Source organism: Kineococcus mangrovi, assembly GCF_041320705.1.
Classification (GTDB): Bacteria; Actinomycetota; Actinomycetes; order Actinomycetales; family Kineococcaceae; genus Kineococcus; species Kineococcus mangrovi.
On sequence record NZ_JBGGTQ010000005.1, the window covers coordinates 353,159 to 371,084 of the forward strand.

The 17,926-nt window shown below is 73.4% G+C and carries 17 protein-coding genes and 1 pseudogene; 10 read left to right on the top strand and 8 right to left on the bottom strand.

Annotated features, from left to right (window positions below):
• Window positions 1-22: 22 nt before the first annotated feature.
• The 3 genes from AB2L28_RS13040 to AB2L28_RS13050 are packed head-to-tail and all read right to left on the bottom strand — an operon-like array spanning window position 23 to window position 3,543.
• On the bottom strand, window positions 23-1,414 hold the full coding sequence (locus tag AB2L28_RS13040) for an MFS transporter (RefSeq protein WP_370719391.1): 1,392 nt from the start codon (window positions 1,412-1,414) through the stop codon (window positions 23-25).
• A gap of 18 nt (window positions 1,415-1,432) precedes the next feature.
• Window positions 1,433-2,233 (bottom strand): glycerophosphodiester phosphodiesterase family protein, encoded by an 801-nt coding sequence (locus AB2L28_RS13045; protein WP_370719392.1) that lies wholly within the window; start codon window positions 2,231-2,233, stop codon window positions 1,433-1,435.
• On the bottom strand, window positions 2,233-3,543 hold the full coding sequence (locus AB2L28_RS13050; protein ID WP_370719393.1) for a D-alanyl-D-alanine carboxypeptidase family protein: 1,311 nt from the start codon (window positions 3,541-3,543) through the stop codon (window positions 2,233-2,235). The genes AB2L28_RS13045 and AB2L28_RS13050 overlap by 1 nt, the downstream gene beginning before the upstream one ends.
• A 263-nt stretch (window positions 3,544-3,806) precedes the next feature.
• Here AB2L28_RS13050 and AB2L28_RS13055 point away from each other — a divergent pair, with 263 nt between their 5' ends.
• The 6 genes from AB2L28_RS13055 (at window position 3,807) to AB2L28_RS13080 (ending at window position 9,207) form a co-directional block, all read left to right on the top strand.
• On the top strand, window positions 3,807-4,985 hold the full coding sequence (locus AB2L28_RS13055) for a PucR family transcriptional regulator (RefSeq protein ID WP_370719394.1): 1,179 nt from the start codon (window positions 3,807-3,809) through the stop codon (window positions 4,983-4,985).
• Between the two features lie 211 nt (window positions 4,986-5,196).
• Window positions 5,197-6,162, top strand: a complete 966-nt coding sequence (locus tag AB2L28_RS13060; protein ID WP_370719456.1) for a TerC family protein — start codon at window positions 5,197-5,199, stop codon at window positions 6,160-6,162.
• Between the two features lie 82 nt (window positions 6,163-6,244).
• Window positions 6,245-6,568: a hypothetical protein gene (locus AB2L28_RS13065; protein ID WP_370719395.1), complete on the top strand. Its 324-nt coding sequence runs from the start codon at window positions 6,245-6,247 to the stop codon at window positions 6,566-6,568.
• On the top strand, window positions 6,568-7,383 hold the full coding sequence (locus tag AB2L28_RS13070) for a nitroreductase family protein (protein WP_370719396.1): 816 nt from the start codon (window positions 6,568-6,570) through the stop codon (window positions 7,381-7,383). The genes AB2L28_RS13065 and AB2L28_RS13070 overlap by 1 nt, the downstream gene beginning before the upstream one ends.
• Before the next feature lie 9 nt (window positions 7,384-7,392).
• Entirely contained in the window at window positions 7,393-8,343 is a 951-nt protein-coding gene (locus AB2L28_RS13075; protein WP_370719397.1) for a nucleoside hydrolase, read from the top strand.
• A 72-nt stretch (window positions 8,344-8,415) separates the two neighbouring features.
• Window positions 8,416-9,207, top strand: coding sequence for a CDP-alcohol phosphatidyltransferase family protein (locus tag AB2L28_RS13080; RefSeq protein ID WP_370719398.1), 792 nt, complete (start codon window positions 8,416-8,418; stop codon window positions 9,205-9,207).
• Here AB2L28_RS13080 and AB2L28_RS13085 read toward each other — a convergent pair.
• Complete coding sequence (locus AB2L28_RS13085) at window positions 9,138-10,421, bottom strand: EAL and HDOD domain-containing protein (protein ID WP_370719399.1); 1,284 nt, start codon at window positions 10,419-10,421, stop codon at window positions 9,138-9,140. The genes AB2L28_RS13080 and AB2L28_RS13085 overlap by 70 nt on opposite strands.
• Before the next feature lie 156 nt (window positions 10,422-10,577).
• Between AB2L28_RS13085 and AB2L28_RS13090 the strand changes: the two genes are divergently transcribed.
• Genes AB2L28_RS13090 through AB2L28_RS13100 form a run of 3 tightly spaced genes read left to right on the top strand, consistent with a single transcriptional unit; the run spans window position 10,578 to window position 13,725 of the window.
• The gene (locus AB2L28_RS13090) at window positions 10,578-12,116 is read left to right on the top strand and encodes a glucose-6-phosphate dehydrogenase (RefSeq protein ID WP_370719400.1); all 1,539 of its coding nucleotides are present in this window, start codon (window positions 10,578-10,580) and stop codon (window positions 12,114-12,116) included.
• Between the two features lie 42 nt (window positions 12,117-12,158).
• Window positions 12,159-12,686: a DUF421 domain-containing protein gene (locus AB2L28_RS13095; RefSeq protein WP_370719401.1), complete on the top strand. Its 528-nt coding sequence runs from the start codon at window positions 12,159-12,161 to the stop codon at window positions 12,684-12,686.
• A gap of 16 nt (window positions 12,687-12,702) precedes the next feature.
• Entirely contained in the window at window positions 12,703-13,725 is a 1,023-nt protein-coding gene (locus tag AB2L28_RS13100; protein WP_370719402.1) for a YihY/virulence factor BrkB family protein, read from the top strand.
• A gap of 70 nt (window positions 13,726-13,795) precedes the next feature.
• Here the strand turns inward: AB2L28_RS13100 and AB2L28_RS13105 are convergent, their stop codons facing one another.
• Together AB2L28_RS13105 and AB2L28_RS13110 are read right to left on the bottom strand one after the other, a co-directional pair.
• Window positions 13,796-15,079 carry a GDSL-type esterase/lipase family protein gene (locus AB2L28_RS13105; RefSeq protein WP_370719403.1) on the bottom strand — a complete coding sequence of 428 codons (1,284 nt, stop codon included), beginning with the start codon at window positions 15,077-15,079 and terminating at the stop codon, window positions 13,796-13,798.
• A 715-nt stretch (window positions 15,080-15,794) separates the two neighbouring features.
• A pseudogene (locus AB2L28_RS13110) lies at window positions 15,795-16,079 on the bottom strand (transposase); the annotation flags it as partial.
• A 300-nt stretch (window positions 16,080-16,379) separates the two neighbouring features.
• Between AB2L28_RS13110 and AB2L28_RS13115 the strand changes: the two are divergent.
• Window positions 16,380-16,793: a YunG family protein gene (locus AB2L28_RS13115; protein WP_370719405.1), complete on the top strand. Its 414-nt coding sequence runs from the start codon at window positions 16,380-16,382 to the stop codon at window positions 16,791-16,793.
• Between the two features lie 54 nt (window positions 16,794-16,847).
• Here the strand turns inward: AB2L28_RS13115 and AB2L28_RS13120 are convergent, their stop codons facing one another.
• Complete coding sequence (locus AB2L28_RS13120; RefSeq protein WP_370719406.1) at window positions 16,848-17,297, bottom strand: NUDIX domain-containing protein; 450 nt, start codon at window positions 17,295-17,297, stop codon at window positions 16,848-16,850.
• Between the two features lie 267 nt (window positions 17,298-17,564).
• Entirely contained in the window at window positions 17,565-17,870 is a 306-nt protein-coding gene (locus tag AB2L28_RS13125; protein WP_370719407.1) for a hypothetical protein, read from the bottom strand.
• Window positions 17,871-17,926 lie beyond the last annotated feature (56 nt).

The window sequence follows — 17,926 nt, forward strand, 5'->3', positions numbered from 1 at the left end:
AGCCCGTACAGGAGGGCGTCACTCAACGTACTGGATCTGCACCCCGCTGTGCCTGCTGAACCCCGGCGGCGACGTCCACCCGGGTGAGCAGGACCGCACCGACGACGAAGAAGGCCAGCAGGGCCACGAGGGCGGGCCGGTAGGACCCGCTCAGCTGCGCGACCAGACCGAAGACGAGCGTGCCGAGCCAGCTCGTCCCGCGTTCCCCCGCCTGGTAGAGACTGAAGTACTCGGCTTCGGCCCCCCGCGGCACCAGCCGGCTGAACAGGGAGCGCGACAGCGCCTGCGTCCCCCCGAGCACGAGACCGATGAGGACGGCGAGCGCCAGCCAGGTGCTGAACGCCCCGCGCGGCACGCCGAAGGCACCCAGGACGACGACGATCCACAGCCCGAGACCGCCGAGGATCGTGCGCTGGGCGCCGAGGCGCCCGGCGATCCGGCCGAAGAGGAGAGCTCCGGCGAAGGCGACGGCCTGCACGAGCAGCACGGTGGTCAGCAGTTGCGCCGAGCTGAAGCCCAGCTGCTCCTGGCCGTAGACGCTGGAGGCCGCGATGACGGTCTGGATGCCGTCGTTGAAGATCAGGTAGGCCAGCAGGAACCGCAGGACCTGCGGGTGGTGGCGCAGCCCCCGCAGCGTGGTCAGGAGCTGGCGGAACGGTGCGGTGAGCGAGCGGGCCTGCGCGGGGGTCTGGTCGGGGGTCTGGTCGGGGGTCTGGGCGAGGTCGAGCACGGGGCGCGGTGGCAGCCGGCGCAGGCCGAGGACGGGGACGACGGTGAACAGCCCCCACCACAGGCCGGCCGAGGCGAGGGAGACGCGCACGGCCCACTCGTCGGTGAGCCCGAAGGTGGCGGGGCTGGAGACGACGAGCAGGTTCAGGGCGAGCAGCGTGAACCCGCCGAGGTAGCCGGCGGCCCACCCGCGCGAGGACACCGCGTCGCGCTCCTCGGGGGCCGAGACGTCGCAGAGCAGGGCGTCGTTGACGACCAGGGAGCAGGTCAGGCTGACGACGGCGACGAGGGCGAGCAGGACGCCGAGCCACCAGCGGTCCCCGCCCATGGCCACCATCGCGGTGGCCGCGGTGGCACCGACCCAGGCGAAGCCGCCGAGCAGCCGGTGCCGGTGCGGGGTGCGGTCGGCGAGGGCGCCGACGAAGGGCAGCAGCACCGCGGACAGCAGCGTGGCGACGGTGATCGTGTACAGGGCCAGTGAGCCGGGGGCGACGGGCAGCCCGAGGACGGACAGGTCGCGCGTGCACCCGGTGGGCTGGTCGGGGCAGGCGGCGCGGCGGGCCAGGACGGTGAGGTAGGGGGAGAACAGGACGGTCTGCGTGGTCGTGACGAAGGCGGAGTTCGCCCAGTCGTAGACGTACCAGGACCGGCGCGCCCGCAGCAGGGTCGGGTCCACCGCGTTCATCGGGGGCTCACCACGGGATCAAGCGTGCCACCGGCCCCGGGCGAGGAGGACGTCCTTGAGCACGTCGGCGCGGTCGGTGATGATCCCGTCGACGCCGAGGTCGAGCAGCGCGCCGATCTGGCCGGCGTCGTCGACGGTCCAGACGTGCACCTGGGCCCCGGCGCGGTGGACGGTGTCGACGAAGCGGGCCGAGACCACCTCAAGGCCGCCGTGCCGCACGGGCACCTGGACGGCGTCGACCCCGGCCAGGGCGTGACGGGCCAGGGCGGGCAGGTGCAGGGCGTTGCCGGCCAGCGCCAGCGCGGTGCCGGTCGAGGCGGCCGAGGTGGCCTCGCCGCCGCCGGCGGCGGCGAGGGCGGCGCGCCGGCGCCGGTCGGCGAAGGCGGTGACCAGGACCCGGCCGTGGGCGCGGGTGCGGCGCAGCACCTCGCCGAGCCCGGCGACCGCGGCCCGCGTCTTGACGTCGAGGTTGAAGCGGGCGCCGGGGAAGGTGCCCAGGACGTCCTCCAGGCGCGGGACGGCCTCGCGCCCGGCGACGCGCAGGTGCCGCACCTGCTCCCAGGTGAGGTCGGACAGGTCGCCGCGACCGTCGGTGACGCGGTCGAGGTGCTCGTCGTGGAAGGCGACGAGCACCCCGTCGGCCGTGGCCCGCACGTCGGTCTCGAGGTAGGTGTACCCGAGCTCGACGGCGGCCGCGAAGGCCGGCAGCGTGTTCTCCAGGCCCCGGGCCGGGCCGGTGGCGGAGAACCCGCGGTGGGCCATCGCGATCGGCCCGTCCCACGCGCAGAACGCGTGCCGGGCCGGCGGCCGGGGGACCATCAGCCCGTGAACTCCCAGTGCCAGGGCTCGAACTGCCCACCGCGGTTCTGCGCCCAGGCCGGGTTGATCCAGCCGTAGAGCGCGGCGTTGCGGTCCATCCACAGGTGCTGGGCCGAGGTGGCGTTCTGGATCCCGCCGCCGAGGTCGACCGCGATGCCCAGGCCGTGCCGGCTGGTGCCGGGTCGCGCGGCGAGCGTGGGCTTGCGGGCCTTGACGTCGATCTGCTCGGCGAGGGTGCGGTAGGAGTCGGTGATGGCGATGTTCGTCCCGAACTGGGAGGCGTAGGCCTGGTTCAGGGCGGCGAAGGCGTTGGCCGCGTCCGAGCGCAGGACGTGGCGCGGCGCGCTGGCGAGCGGGCACAGGGCGTTGCGCGGGATGAGGCCGTTGGCGAACCCGGAGAGGTTGACGCCGGTCTCGCAGTCACCGACGGCGGTGTAGCCGCCGGCGGTGGCCGCGGCCGCGGCCGCCGCCGCCTGGGCCTGGGCGGCGGCGAGGTTGGCGGCGAGGTCGGCGGCGAGCCCGTCGGCGCGGGCGGAGTCGGAGGTGGCGGTGCCGGCGGCCGCGGACTGCAGGACGGCGAGGGCCTCGACCTGGCTGCGCTGCTGGGCGAGGAGGTCGTCGGCCTGCTGCTTGGCGGCGACGGCGATCCCTGCCTGGCGGACCGCCTCGGCGGCGGCGTCGGCGGCGCGGGTGGTGGCGTCGGCCTGGACCCGCTGAGCCTCTTCGAACGCCTCGACGGCGCTGGTGCGCCCGTCCCCGATGCGCTTGGCCGAGGCCACCGCGCTGGCGGTGTCGTCGGTGGCGCCGCTCTTGAGCACCGAGACGAGCCCGGAGTACTGCTCCAGGGAGGCCCCGCCCCGGTAGGTCTGGGAGGCCCACTGGCCCAGGTCCTGGCGGCCCTGCTCCAGGGCCGCCTCGGCCTCGGCCAGGCGCTGGCGCTGCAGGACCTCCTCGTTCTGGGCGGCCCACTGGGCCTCCATCGCCTGCTGGTACGCCTCCAGCGCGGTGCTGGCCTCCCGGGCCAGGGCGTCCAGACGGCCCTGGGCGGCGGCGAGGTCGGCCTGCGCCTGCGTGAGCTGGGCGGCGGACTCGGCGGCCTTCCGGCGAGCCTCGTCGACCTGGGCCTGCGTGGGGGGCTCCTCGGCGCGCACGGCGGCGGGGGCGACGGCGGGGGCGGTGGGCAGGGGGGCCGCACCGGCGGCCGGGACGACCACCCCGGAGGTCAGGGTCCCGGCGGCGGTCGCCGCCAGGAGCAGCGCCGCGCGCAGGCGGGTGGGTCGAGCGGTGGTGCGGGCCGTGGGGGAGAGCACGTCGTGCACATCCAGAGCGGTCGGGGGCGTTAGCCCGGATCGGCTGTCGGTGACGCGCGGGGGGCACGCGGAGGGACGGTGCGGTCGGGTCCGGTGGAGGTCCTGTGGGGACGTCCTCGCCGGACCCTACCCTCCGCTACCTCGGCACCGGGAGGCCCGACACGAAGGTGTGGACGGTCGATGTGAGGAGCATCACGTACCGCACGGCTCACCAGTGGTCACGTTCCGTCTCACCCGTCGAGGGCGGGTGGCATCATCCGGCGGTGCCCGAACCCGACCCCGCGCGCCCCGACGGCACCCGCCTGGACGCGGTCGCCCACGACGCCGCGCAGGACGCCGGGGGCATCGACCCGGCGTTGCTGGGGGACTTCCTCGACGCCGTCTGGCGCGCCGTCGTCTCCGGCCGGCGCCTGTCGACGGCGCGCACGGCCCGCTACCGGGCCGTGGGGGAGGACGCCGCGGCCTCGGGGGTCGCGCTGCGCGCCCTGCTCGACCTGTACCTGTCGGCGGCCTGGCGGCTGTGGCGGTCCCTGCCGCCGGTGCGCGACGCCGCCGAGGACCCCGCGGGGGTCGTGACCGCGGGGGAGGTCGTCCTGCGTGCGACCGACGACGCCGTCGCCGCCTTGACCGAGGGCTACCAGATCGCCCGCCGCCAGCTCGTGCGCCGCGAGGAGTCCGACCGTCGCGAGTTCGTCGACGACCTGCTCGCCGGCACCTCCGACCTGCCCGGGCTGCTGCGCCGGGCCCCGCGCCACGGCCTGGACCTCACCGGCCCCCACGCCGTCTGCGTCGTGCGCGCCGCCACGCCCTTCACCGACGGCACGGCGCAGGTCGCCGCGATCGAGCGGCGGCTGCAGGGGACCCAGGCCGACGCCGACGCCCTGGTGGCGACGAAGGACGGCGCGCTGGTCCTCGTCTTCGCCGCTCCCGACCGCGCCGCCGTCACCGAGGTCCTGGACCGGCTGCGCGACGTGCTCGGCAGCCCGCGGCGCACCGGCTGGCGGGCCGGGGTGGGACGGCCCGGACCCGGGGCGGGCGGTGTGGTCGGCTCCTACGAGCAGGCCCGCCGCGCCCTCGCGCTGGGTGACCGCCTCGGCGTCACCGACCCCGTCGCCGACGCGGCCGACCTGCTCGTCTACGAGGTGCTGCTGCGCGACCGCGACGTCGCCACCGACCTCGTCGAGTCCACCCTGGGACAGCTGCGCGGCGTGCGCGGCGGCGTCGAGCCCTTCCTGCGGACGCTGGAGGTCTACCTGGCCACCGGCGGCAACGCGACCGAGGCCGCCCGCCGGCTGCACCTGTCGGTGCGCGCCGTCACCTACCGCCTGGCCCGGGTGCGCGACCTCACCGGTGTCGACCCCACGCGCCCCGAGCAGCGCTTCGGGGTGCAGGCCGCCGTGCTCGCCGCCCGCGCCCTCGGCTGGCCCGCGGCGCCGCCCTGAGCCCTTCCGGAGCCCGCTTTGCCGGGACTCGGCAAGCATCGTCCCGGAAGTCGTCACGTCTTCGACAGGGCACTGCCCGGTCCCGGCAGTCACCATGGAGGTGGGCGGCAACCGCCGCCCACCGATCCTCGACCTCCAGGAGCACGCAGTGGGTCTGGACCTCAACGTCCCCTTGTGGGCCTGGGTGGCACTCGGCGTCGTCATCGTCGTCATGCTGGCGATCGACCTGCTGGGCCACCGCGGCGCCCACGTCATCCAGTTCAAGGAAGCCGCCATCTGGAGCGGTGTGTGGGTGACGGTGGCGCTGATCTTCGGCGGCATCATCTTCTGGGCCTACGGGGCCGAGGCCGGCACGGCCTACACGACCGCCTGGTTGCTCGAGAAGAGCCTGTCCGTGGACAACCTCTTCGTCTTCGCGCTGATCTTCGGGTACTTCAAGGTCCCCCGCGAGTACCAGCACCGCGTGCTGTTCCTCGGCGTCCTCGGCGCCCTGGTCTTCCGCGGCATCTTCCTCGGCGTCGGCGTGGCCGTCGTCGAGCGGTTCACCGCCATCCTCTTCGTCTTCGGCGCGATCCTGCTGTGGTCGGCGTGGAAGATGCTCAAGGGTGACGACGACGACATCGACCCGGGCACCAACATCGGGGTCCGGATGCTCAAGAGGGTCGTCCCGCTGAAGGACGAGTACCACGGCACGAAGTTCTTCATCAAGGAAGCCGGCAAGCGCTACGGCACCCCGCTGCTCGCGGTGGTCGCCGCCATCGAGGCCGCCGACCTGATCTTCGCGGTCGACAGCGTGCCGGCCGTCCTGGCCGTCTCCGACGAGGCGTTCATCGTCTACTCGTCCAACGCGTTCGCCATCCTGGGGCTGCGCGCCCTGTACTTCATGCTCTCGGGCCTGCTGGAGCGCTTCCACCTGCTGAGCAAGGCGCTGGCCTTCATCCTCGCCTTCATCGGGGTCAAGCTGTTCTTCCAGGCCGGGCACGAGGTCATCAGCCCCTCGATCCCGCACATCCCGACCTACGTCAGCCTCGGCGTCATCGTCGTCTCGCTGACCCTGGCGATCGTCCTGAGCCTGAAGCGGCCGGCCCCGGAGCCGGCGCGGGGGCCGGACGAGACCGGGGCGGGGGCCGGCGGCGCACCGCGCCCCGAGGTGGAGGACACCTCCACCCAGCGCTGACCCGCTTCCCGTCCCGGAGGCGCCCGTCCCCGCGGGGACGGGCGCCTCCGTCGTCCTCGGGAGGCCGTGGTCCACTGGGCGCGTGCCCTCCTCGCACCCGCCGCTGCTGGTGGCCGCCGCCACCTCGTACGCGGCCAACTGCGCCCTGGGCGCGGCCGTGGCCGCCCGCGTGGTGGACACCTCCGGGGCGCGGTGGGTGCACCACGCCGTCTTCGTCGCCACCGCGACCCTCACGGCCGCCGCCGGCGCCGACCTCGCCCGCCGCCGCTCCGGCGCCTTCTGGCGACTGCTGCCGGTGGCCGCGCCGCTGCTGGCGATCCCCTCGGTCCCCGCCCGTTCGCGCTGGCACCCCGCCATCGCCCTCACCGCCGGCCCGGCCTACGTCGCCGCCCTGCGGGGCGCCTGATGGAACTGCGCGAGGCCATCGCCGCCCGGCGCACCACCAACGGCCCGTTCTTGCCCGACCCGGTCAGTCCCGAGCACCAGCGCACCCTCGTCGAGGTCGCGGCCCGGGCCCCCTCCCAGCTCAACAGCCAGCCCTGGCGGTTCGTCCTGGTCGAGTCGCGCGCCACCATCGAGGAGGTGGCCCGCATCAGCGGGGCCTCGATGACGACGGCCATGGGCAACGGCACGTTCTTCGAGCGGTACAAGCGGTACTTCCGGTTCAGCGAGCAGGAGATGCGCGAACGGCGCACCGGCATGCTGTTCGACCGCATGCCCGCGCCGCTGCGCCCCTTCACGCGCAGCGTGTTCACCCGCCGCGGGCAGTGGGCCATGAACGTCCTGCGCGTCCCGCGGCGCCTGGGGGAGCAGAACCGCGAACTCGTGGCGGGTTCACCGCTGCTCGTGGGGGTGATGCTCGACCGCGCCGAGCACCGGCCGGGGGAGCTGTCCGCGTTCTACTCGCTGTTCTCCATGGGCGCCGCGATGGAGAACGTGTGGCTGACGACGACGGAACTCGGGCTGGGGATCCAGTTCGTCAGCTTCCCCATGGAGGTCCCCGGGGCCTGGGACCGCGTCGCCGAACTGCTGCACGTCCCCGACGACCTCGAGCTCATGGCCGTCTACCGGGTCGGGTACGTCCCGCAGCAGGCGCGACGACCGGCCATCGACTGGACGAGCTCGGAGCGGCTGCCGGTGTCGCGGTACGTGTTCCGCGAGACGTGCGACCGGCCGCAGACGGGGTGGGACGCCCCACCCGCGCCCGGGGGCCGGTCCTAGACTGCCGCGGTGAGCACCCCCTTCTTCCTCGACTGCGACACCGGGATCGACGACGCCATGGCGATCGGCTGGCTGGTCGCCTCCCCCGACGTCGACCTCGTGGGCGTGGCGACCGTGAGCGGGAACCTGGACGCGGCCGGGGGAGCGCGCAACACCCTGGACCTGCTCGCCCTGCTGGGCCGCCCCGACGTCCCCGTCAGCGTGGGTGCGCACGACTTCCTCGACCACCCCTACTCCGGCGGGGCGCCGGAGGTCCACGGACCCAACGGGATCGGTGGTGTCGAGCTGCCCAGGGCCGCAGCCGCGCCCACCGGGGTGAGCGGTGCTGAGGCGATCGTCGAGGCCGCCCGCGCCCACCCGGGGGAACTGCACCTGCTGGCCATCGGCCCGTTCACCAACCTCGCCCTCGCCCTGGACCTGGAACCCCGGCTGCCCGAGCTCGTGGGACGGGTGACCGTCATGGGCGGAGCGGCGATGGCGCCGGGCAACGTCTCGGCCCTGGCCGAGGCGAACGTCGCCAACGACCCGCTCGCCGCGCACCGGGTGTTCACCGCGGGTTTCGACCTCACGATGGTCGGGCTCGACGTCACGATGCGGCACGTCTTCGAGGAGTCGCACCGGACGGAACTGCTGGCCGTCGGCACGCCGGGGGCGGTCGCCGTCGCGCAGATGCTGGAGTTTTACTTCGCGTTCTACGCCCAGCGCTTCGGGCGGCCGTGCGCCGTCCTGCACGACCCGCTGGCCGCGGCCGTCGCCACGGGGGACGTCACCGCGGCGCTGGCCCCGCAGGTCCCCGTCGTCGTCGACCACACCGACGGCCCGGGCCGGGGGCAGACGATCGCCGACCTGCGCGACGTCTACCAGGGTTTCCCGCACACCTACCCCGGTGGCACGAAGGTCCTGCTGGAGGTTCCGGGCGACTTCGCCGGTGACCTGCTGCGGCGGTTGCGGACCCTCTGAGGGCTTCGTCCCGCACCGGCCGGGGAACCTGCGGGCCCGCCCCACCGTGTACCCACCGTGGGATCGGGACGGGTGAGGGGGACCGGGCGGCGCGACGCCGGGCTGGCGCTGGCGCTGGCCGCCGTCGTGTGCACGGGGCTCGTGCTGGTGACCGCGCTGACGGGTTCGCTCGGGGTGCTGCTCGCACACGGCACGGCCGCCGTCGCCGGTGTCGCGCTCGTCGCCTGCGCCGCGGTGGCCGTGGCCTCGCGCCGCGACCGCTGGTGCGGGCCGGCCGACCGCGTCACGCTGGTCCGCACGGTCCTGGTGGGTGGGTGCGCGACGGTGGCCGTGCTGGCCCTCGCCGGGGTGACGGGGCCGCGGCCGTGGTCGCTCCTGGCCCTGGCGGTGCCGGCGCTCCTCCTGGACGGCGTCGACGGGTACGTGGCCCGGCGGACCGGCACGGCGTCCACCGCCGGGGCCCGCCTGGACATGGAGGTGGACGCCGCGCTCCTGCTCGTCCTGTCCGCGGTGGTCGCGCTCACGCAGGGTCCGTGGGTCCTGGCGATCGGCCTCATGCGCTACCTCTACGTCGTGGCGGGCTGGTGCTGGGCCCCGCTGCGCCGCACCCCGGCGCCGCGGTTCTCCCGCAAGGTCGTGGCCGTCGTGCAGGTCCTGGCGCTGCTCGTGGCCCTCCTGCCGCCGGTCCCGCCCCGAGCCGGCGCGGTCGTGCTGGGCCTCGCCCTGGCCGCCCTGGTGCTCTCCTTCGGCCGGGACGTGCGCTCACTGGGACGTCGTGCCCCCGCGCAGGACCCTCAGCGACCCGCGGGGGCCGTGGTGAGGGACCGGACCCGGGCGCGGGCCGCCAGCGTGGCCCCCAGGTAGATCTCCCCGGACAGGTCGGGTGCGCCGGGAGCGGGCGCGTCGGGAGCGGGCGCCTCCTCACCCGCCGGTCCGGTGGTCCCCGCCTCGTGCGCGAGGACGGCCTCGATGGCCGCGCCGAGCCGCCCGCGCCGGTGCAGCAGCGCGTCCTCGACCTCGGGGGCCAGGGCGCAGCCCCGCGTGAGGTCGGCGGGGGCGATGCCGAGGACGGAGGCGGCCGCCGACAGCAGCCCGACGGTGAACCCGGCGTCGGGGTCCTCGGCGGCCAGGGCCCGGCAGGCCTCGGCCCGCGTGAAGATCCAGCCCAGGGTGTCCGGTCGCGCCGGCGCGGTCGACGTGCCGCCCACGAGGACGAGGGTGACCCAGGAGGCCAGTTCCCGGCGTCCCAGCAGGACGACCGCCTGGCGCAGGGACGTGACGCCCTGCCGGGGCGCGTGCGCCGCCGACCCGACGGTCTTGAGGATGCGCAGGCTCAGGCCGGGGTCGTGGGCCAGCAGCCGCAGCACGTCCTCGGTGCTCGTGCGCAGGTCGTGCAGCGCCGCGATGAGCTGCACGCAGGTGAGGTGGGAGGCGTCCAACGTCTGCTTCTGCACGACGTCCGGCCGGTGCAGGTGGTAGCCCTGGAACAGCTCGACGCCCAGGGCCACGCACCGGTCGAACTGCTCGGCGGTCTCGACGCGCTCCACCACGAGCTGCGCCCGCGGGTTCACCCGCCGCACCAGCTCCACGAGCTCGACCAGCCGGTCACCGCTCGTCTCCAGGTCGAGCTTGACGTAGTCGGCCAGGCGCAGGGCCGGCACGCGGTGCAGCTCACCGTCGAAGTCGTCGACGGCGATCGCGAAACCCCGGTCCTTCAGCCGGCGGACGCCGTCCATGACCCGGTGGTCGACGTCGACCGTCTCCAGCAGTTCGAGCACGACGCCCTGGGGGCTGAACGGCAGCGGCAGCTCACCGGTGAAGAAGCTGCGCGTGGTGTTGAGGAACAGGGGTTTGCCGTCCCCGAGCTCGGCGACGCCGAACTCCCCGAACGTCGCCGTGATCACCTGAGCGGTCGCGTGGTCGTGCTCGGCCCGGCCTGTCAAGGCCGCGGCGTGGCGGCCGGGGGCGCGGAAGAGCAGTTCGTGGGCCACGACGGAACGGTCCGCCGTGAGGATGCCCTGCAACCCGACGCGCACGCGCGCACCGGGGGCGGACGGGCCACGGGTCGGATCGGACACGGTTCCGGAACCTCACGGGGATCGAAGGTGTTGTGGGTGCACCCCGGGGGGTGCACGTGAGCATCGGCATCCGCGGGTCGGCCTTGAGGGACGTTCCCCCGGGTGCTCGGCGACGTCCGCCGTGCGGGCGCGCCCGGCTCCGGGCAGGGTGACCGCGTGGACGGACGAGGCGACGGCCGGACGACGGAGCAGCACCAGGCGACGGGGGGGACGGAGAGCGGCGGGCACGGTGCCTCCGGGGGCCGTCTCGACGGGCACTCGGGGGGTGATCCGGTCGCCACGCTGCTGGTCCTGGGGGCCAGCGGGGACCTCGCCTCGCGGCTGCTGCTGCCGGGGCTGGCGCGCCTGCTCGTCTCGGACCGCCGGGAAGACCCCGGCCACGGTCACGGGTCCTCGCTGCAGCTCGTCGGGGCCGGCGCCGAGGACTGGGACGACGAGCACTGGCGCGAGGTCGTCACCAAGGCGTTCTCCGGGGTCGCCGAGCACGCCGAGCACGCCGACGCGGAGCAGGTCGACACCGCCGCCGCGGAGACCGTGCGCGACCGCAGCCGGTACGCCCGGGTCGACGTCACCGACCCCGACGCCCTCCTGCACCTCCTGCACTCCTGCACCGCCCCGGTCGCGGTCTACTTCGCGCTGCCGCCGGCGGTGACGGCGCAGGCCTGCCGGGCCCTCGTGGGCCGGAAGCTGCCCGAGAGCACCCGCCTGGTCATGGAGAAGCCCTTCGGTGCGGACGAGGAGTCGGCGCACGAGCTGAACCAGGTCGTCGCCCAGCTCGTCCCCGAGGAGCACGTGCACCGGGTGGACCACTTCCTGGGCACCTCGACCGTCCTCGGCACGCTCGGGATCCGGTTCGCCAACCGGCTGTTCGAACCCACCTGGAACGCCGGGCACGTCGAGCGCGTCGACGTGTACTACGACGAGGACCTCGCGCTGGAGGGCAGGGCGCGCTACTACGACAAGGCCGGGGCGCTGGTCGACATGGTCCAGAGCCACCTCCTGCAGGTCCTGGCCGTCCTGACGATGGACGCCCCCGCCTCCCTGGACGAGCGGGAGTTCCGCGACCGCAAGGCCCAGGTGCTGCGCGCGACCCGGTTGGCCGGGTCACCGGCGCAGGCCAGCCGCCGCGCCCGGTACACGGCCGGGAGCATCGGCGAGCGCGACCTGCCCGACTACACCGCGGAGGACGGGGTGGACCCCTCGCGCGGCACGGAGACCCTGGCCGAGGTGGTCCTGCACGTCGACACGTGGCGCTGGGCCGGGGTGCCGTTCCGGTTGCGGTCGGGCAAAGCGCTCGGTCGGGCGCGCAAGGAGGCCGTCATCACCTTCAAACCGGTCCCGCACCTGCTGGCCGGCCTGGACGGCACGTGCGTGCCGACGCGCCTGCGGCTGGGGTTCAAACCGAACACGGTGAGCGTCGACCTGAGCGTGAACGCCCAGGGGAACCCCTTCCACCTGGAGGAGACGACCCTCACGACGCACCTGGCGGACTCGCAGTTGCCCGCCTACGGCGAAGTCCTCGCCGGTGTCCTGGACGGCGATCCGCTGCTGTCGGTCCGCGGCGACACGGCCGAGGACTGCTGGCGGATCCTGGCTCCCGTCATCGCGGCGTGGCAGGCGGACGAGGTGCCGCTGGAGACGTACCCCGCGGGCAGCGACGGTCCGGGACCGACGGAGGTGTTCCCCGCCGTGTGAGCCTCCTCGGGCGGCCACGAGGCGTCGTGACACCGTGGGGCGATGGATGGTGTGACTCTCTGGTGGGGCGGCTGGGAGCCGCTGGTGCGGATCGTCGTCGTCGGCACGCTGGGTTACGTGTGGCTCGTGGGCATCCTGCGCGTCAGCGGTCCCCGCAACATGGCGAAGATGACCCCGTTCGACTTCGTGCTGACGGTGACCCTGGGATCGGCCTTCGGACGGGTCCTGACGTCGAAGGACACCGCCTTGACCTCCGCGCTGCTCGTCTTCACGCTGCTGGTCGGGTTGCAGTGGCTCATGGCGTGGCTGCGTCAGCGGTCGACGACGGTCAAGCGGGCCCTGTCCACCGATCCCGTGCTGCTGTTCCACGACGGGACGTTCGTGCAGGACGCCATGCGCCGTCAGCGCTTCGTCGAGTCCGACATCCACTCCGCCGCCCGGGAGAACGGTCTGGGGTCGTTGGAAGAGGTCGCTGCGGTCGTCCTGCAGGCCGACGGGTCGTTCTCGGTGATCCGCAAGAGCGCTCTGGGCGACGCGTCCTCGGTCGAGCCGTACGTCATCCGGCACTGAGGCGGGGGGAGGGCTGGTGGGGAGCACCTCGAAGGTCCGCCGCCGGTGGCGGCGGTTGCAGTCCTGGCGGACGTCCTTCGACCCCTGGCGGTCCTTGGAGGAGGTGACCACCCGGCGACGGGTCCGCTTCCTCGGCCGGAACCCGGCGCACCTGCTGCTGCGGGTCGTGCGGCGGGCGCTGGAGGTCCGCGTCGCCGGGCTGGCCGCGGAGATCGGGTACTACCTCGTGGTGTCGCTGCTGCCGTTGATCACCATGCTGGGAGCCAGCTTCGGGGTGCTGCGCGAGGTGCTCGCGGACCGGACCGTCGACCGGATGCAGGAGAGCATCACCTCCGCGATGGAGGCGGTGTTCAGTCCGGGGGTCGCCGACGACCTCGCCGTCCCGCTGGTGCGGCAGTTGCTGCAGCAGCAGCAGTTCGGCCTCGCGATCGGGAGCGTCCTGGCGGCGCTCTGGTTGGGCAGCCGGGTGTTCCGGGCCGCGGTGCGCGCGCTCGGCGACGCCTACCGGACCCCGGAGCGGCGCAACGTCGTCGAGTTGTGGGCGCTGGGTTTCCTGTTCACCCTGGCCGCCGTCGTCGTGACGGCGGCGTTCCTGGTCCTGGCGGTCGTCGGGCCGCTGCTGGGCGGGGGACGCCGGCTCGCGGACAGCATCGGTGCCGGACCGGGTTTCGAGACGGCCTGGTCGCTCGGGCGCTGGCCCGTCCTCGTGGTGCTGGTCGTCGCGTTCCTGGGGTGGCTCTACACCGTCGGCCACAACGCCGACACCCGGTGGCGGGACTCCCTACCCGGCGCCGTCCTCGCGACCGCGGGTCTGCTGGTGCTGGCGGCGGTCTTCCGCAACTACCTGGAGATCGCCGGCCCGCGCAGCCCAGACCTGCAGGGTGGTGGTCAGGCGCTGCAGGTGGTCGGCGAGTTCATCGGTTCCGCGCTGGCGGTCGTCCTGTTCGGCTGGCTGGCGAGCATCGTCGTCCTGACCGGTGGGGTGTTCAACGCGGAGTGGCAGGACGACGGGAGTGATCACGACGGGGAGCCCGGTTGACCGGGTGGTACCGGCACGGGAGTTCCCCGCGGGCTCGTCCCTGGGGACAGCGGAGGCCGGCGGGGTGACCTCAGCGCTGCCCGACACTGGTGGTCAGCAGGGCCCAACGGGCGGAACGACCTGCTTCGTCGGGGTGGACCTCGTCCTGGATGAATTCGGGGTGGGCCTTGACGATGGCGGACCAGTCCATGACGTGCAGGTTGGGCCAGCGGCGAGTTGCGGCGTCCAGGCGGTCGTTGCGGGCGCGGAAGAAGCCGTTGGTGGACGGGTCCGTACCGTTGAAGCCGACGTTGTACCAGTAGACCGGCTTCCCAGCGGCCAGGTCCATGAAGTAGTCGATCTTCTGGTCGAAGTAGCCGTTGCCGACGGGCACGTGCCCGCTGGGGGCGGGTGCGACGTCCCCGGCGGGCCAGGACCTGGTGGGGAAGGGGGCCCTGTCGCGCAGGGAGTCGTTGGTGCCCAGGCCGACGACGAGGATGTCGCTGTCGGCGATGGCTCGGCGCAGGTCGACGGTGGGCAGGGGAGTGGACATGCCCGGCCAGGCAGAGCGGAAGGTCTGGTTCTGGATGAACGCCTGCATCTCATCGCTGGTGGAGCCGGGCCAGCCGAAGCAGGCGGTCCCGACCGCGGGGACCGTGGCGGGGACCACTTGAGCGGTCCCGCCGCACGCACCGTAGGTGATGGAGTCGCCGATGACCGCCATCCGCGGCAGGACGGTGGTGGTGGTGGCGCCGGTGGCGGCGTCCCAGGTGATGGACCCGCCCTGGAAGGTGCTGCGTTTGCCGCCGGGCACATCGAACTCGTCGCTGGTGGGGTAGCCCAGCTTGCCCCATTCGTAGCCCGCGCCGGCCCACGCGCCCTGGATGGCGCCACCCACCGCGTGAGCGCCGGTGGCCGGGGTCCAGTACACGGACCCGCCTTGGAAGTGCTGCACCCGCCCTCCCGCGCGAGGCAGGCTCGTCTGGCTGGTGAGGGGGTAGCCGAGGGAGGAGTTCTCCCAACCCGAGGCCGCCCACTTCTCGCGGATCGCGCCGGTGACGTCGTGCGCGCCGGTGGCCGGGCTCCAGTAGATCGACCCGCCCTCGAAGTGCTGGCCGCGCCCACCGCGGACGTCGAACTCGTCGGTGGTGGGGAAACCGAGGGAGGAGTTCTCCCACGCCAGGCCCGCGTAGTGGTCGCGGATGGCGCCGGAGATGGTGTGCGAGCCGGTGACCTGGCTCCAGTACAACGAGCCGCCCCGGAAGGGTTGAGCTGTCCCGCCCTTGCTGACCGGCCCTTCGTTGCTCAGGCAGGGGCCCAGCCAGGACGCTCGTCCGCCGAGGGTGGAGTACTTGCGAGCGAAGTCGCCCGTCACCAGGCATCCGTTGGGTGGTGCCAGGAGGCGGGCTCGCGAGCTTGCCAGCGGGCTCTTGGTCGGAACGGGCGGGGCTGCGTCGTGGGTGTCCGCGCTCGGCGCGGCAGGAACCGACGGACTCGTGTCCGACGGGCTCTCGTTCGAGGGGCTCGCGGTCAGGGGGGCCGTGGTCAGCGGGGCCGTCGTGGAGGCGACTGCCGTGGTGCTCACGGACACGCTCACCAGGCTCAGCGTCGCAGTGGCGACGACGAGCGCCGCGCGGCGAAGGGACACACCCACCGATCGACCGGTCAGGCGCGCGAGCCAGCACAGGATCGGCCGGACGGGTGATCTTCCTCGGGCGCTCACCCGTCTGGACCAGTGCCGCCTCAAGGTGCGCCGCGGTGCTCGCCGGACAGGACCAGGGTCCGGGACCGAGCGCCGACGACGGCCGTCGGCGGCGGAGAGCGTGCAGGTCCCAGCTCGGTCGACCGCGGCAAGGGCGGCACGAAGCCTCCGCTGCACGTGGGAGTCGCCGGCGCCGACTGCTGCGACTCACCGCTGCTGGCCCCCACGCTGGCCGGGTTGAGCTCGCTGCGCCCGCTGCCGAAGCAGGTCACGGTGCACTTGGACGCCGGGTACGACCCCCAGGACACCCGGGCACTGCTCGCCGAGCGGGGGCTGGGTGGGTGCCTCGCGAGGAAGGGATCGAGGCCCCGGTCCAGGTCGCGAAGCAGTACAGGTGCGGCTGCTGACGCAGGACGGCTAGGTCGCTGATCGCCTCACCGCCGTCGGCGAGCAGGACCGCCAGGTCGGTGAGGACCTGGCCGGGGTCGTGGCCGGCGCGGCGGGCGCGGGTGGCGGCGAGGACGTCACTGGACGCTGCGGTCAGGCCGGTGGCGTCGGCGACCTGGGCCAGCAAGAGGGTCCCGGCGTGGGAGACGACCCCGGTCCCGCCGGTGGTGACCCTCACCGGGGGGCGATGCTGGTGGGCGGTCCGAACTCGGCGTCGGCGGCGGATCTTGCGGGTGGGACGGGATCGGGACGGCCTTGTAGTCTGCACCTGCGGAGTGCCTTTCACGTACTGCGGATGTGGACCTTCGACAAGCCCACGATCCTATGCGAGACAGGCACTTCCGTGCGTTCGGGACCCTCAGTGACGAAGGGTTACTGGAAGATCCGGGCTAGCAGGCGGCTTGGACTGCCTCTTCGACGTCCTCGACGCGGCACGCTGCTTGGGTAGCCGTCCAGCGATCTTGGCAGGCGACGCGTGACGCCGGACTGGAGGCCGGGTGTCGGAGGGGTGCGGCACGATGCCCTCATGGCTGCCACGGTGACGCTGACCCTGAGCGCGATAGAGGCGGCGGTGCGCTGCTCGTGGGGGCCGGACACCGTCTTCGCCTCCCCGGAGTACATGGCCCGCGGCGGCGGGCAGCCCTCACGTGGTCAGTGCGGCACGACCGCCCTGGTCGTGCAGGAGCTGCTGGGCGGGGACCTGATGGTCGCCGACGTGGAGCACGAGGGCCGCGTGGAGGGTGTGCACTACTGGAACGTGAGCGTCGGGGGGATCGAGCTGGACCTGACCGGTGACCAGTTCGCCGCTGGTGAGGCGTTGGTCAACGCCCGCCGCGTCACCATGCGCCGCAACCCCGCCGGGGCGGGGGAGGTGCCGTTCCAGGTGCTGCGGGGCAGAGTCGCCGCCGCGTTGCGGGCCCAGGTCGCGGCGGCGTCCTGACGGGGACAGGGCGCCGACGGTCCTGGTACCAGGTCGGCCCCTGCGCCAGGACAGTCATGGATCAACCGCGCCGCGGTGTCGCAGCGCCATCGGGGTGAGCAGGTTGTGCAGCATCTGCTGGTGCTCAGGGTGCGCCCACGTGAGCTGCGACAGCTCGCCGGCGCTGAACCAGGCCAGCCGTTCGTGCTCGGCGGGCAGCAGGTTGGCGGGTTCTCCGTGCCACGCTGTGACGTGCCAGGTGCGCAGGCGCACGTCGGGCTGAGGGCCGTCCGGGGCGCCGGTCGGCAAGATCAGCTCCGAAATGGGAGTGCCAGTGACGCCGGCGACGTCGATGCCGAGTTCTTCGCCCAGTTCCCGGCGCAGGGCGTGGAGTTCATCCTCGTCTGGTTCGACGTGGCCACCGGGTAGGGCCCAGGTGCTGGGGTAGGCGCGGCGGGTCGCGCTGCGCAGGGTCAGGAGAACCCGTTCATCGGTGATGAGGATCCCGGCGACCACGGTCTGCACGGCGCCCAGCCAAGCAGGTCACCTCCGGTGGCTTCACTCCGAGCCCGGTGCCCCGGTGGGACGAGTAGCTGGGACGTTGGGACGTCTTGAGTCGGACGTGGGACAGGTTCACTGGGATTGGGACATCTTCACTGGGACAGGACAACGACGTTGCTGTGGGGAAGACCCCTTCGGCGCCCTAGTTGTCATAATGAAGATTATCGGTACGCTCGAGCGAGTGGCGGAACGACCGGGAACGAGTATCTCGACACCGGCACCCGAGCCCCGTCAGCACCGTTGCGTGACGTCGATGTCGGTGTCGGTGTCGGTGTCGGTGTCGGTGTCGGTGTCGGTGTCGGTGTCGGTGTCGGTGTCGGTGTCGGTGTCGGTGTCGATGTCGATGTCGGTGTCGGTGTCGGTGTCGGTGTCGATGTCGATGTCGCCGAACTCGCGGACGACGAACCCCCTGCCGGCGATCTCCCTGACGCACGTCGGCTCGCCACCACCGCGCGCAACCACTCGTCGCAGGTCGTCGCCGATCGTCGACACCCACTGACACCGCACATCGACCCGGACCATCGAGTCGGCCGCCACACAGACGCGCACCGAGGCGTTCCAGTGGTTGAACCCGGTCCGGCCTCGGGCGACCA

Bases quoted from the DNA above. Each gene is read 5' to 3' on its own strand.
- AB2L28_RS13040 (WP_370719391.1), bottom strand. From the start codon at position 1,414: ATGAACGCGGTGGACCCGACCCTGCTGCGGGCGCGCCGGTCCTGGTAC.
- AB2L28_RS13045 (WP_370719392.1), bottom strand. From the start codon at position 2,233: ATGGTCCCCCGGCCGCCGGCCCGGCACGCGTTCTGCGCGTGGGACGGG.
- AB2L28_RS13060 (WP_370719456.1), top strand. From the start codon at position 5,197: ATGCTGGCGATCGACCTGCTGGGCCACCGCGGCGCCCACGTCATCCAG.
- AB2L28_RS13070 (WP_370719396.1), top strand. From the start codon at position 6,568: ATGGAACTGCGCGAGGCCATCGCCGCCCGGCGCACCACCAACGGCCCG.
- AB2L28_RS13095 (WP_370719401.1), top strand. From the start codon at position 12,159: ATGGATGGTGTGACTCTCTGGTGGGGCGGCTGGGAGCCGCTGGTGCGG.
- AB2L28_RS13115 (WP_370719405.1), top strand. From the start codon at position 16,380: ATGGCTGCCACGGTGACGCTGACCCTGAGCGCGATAGAGGCGGCGGTG.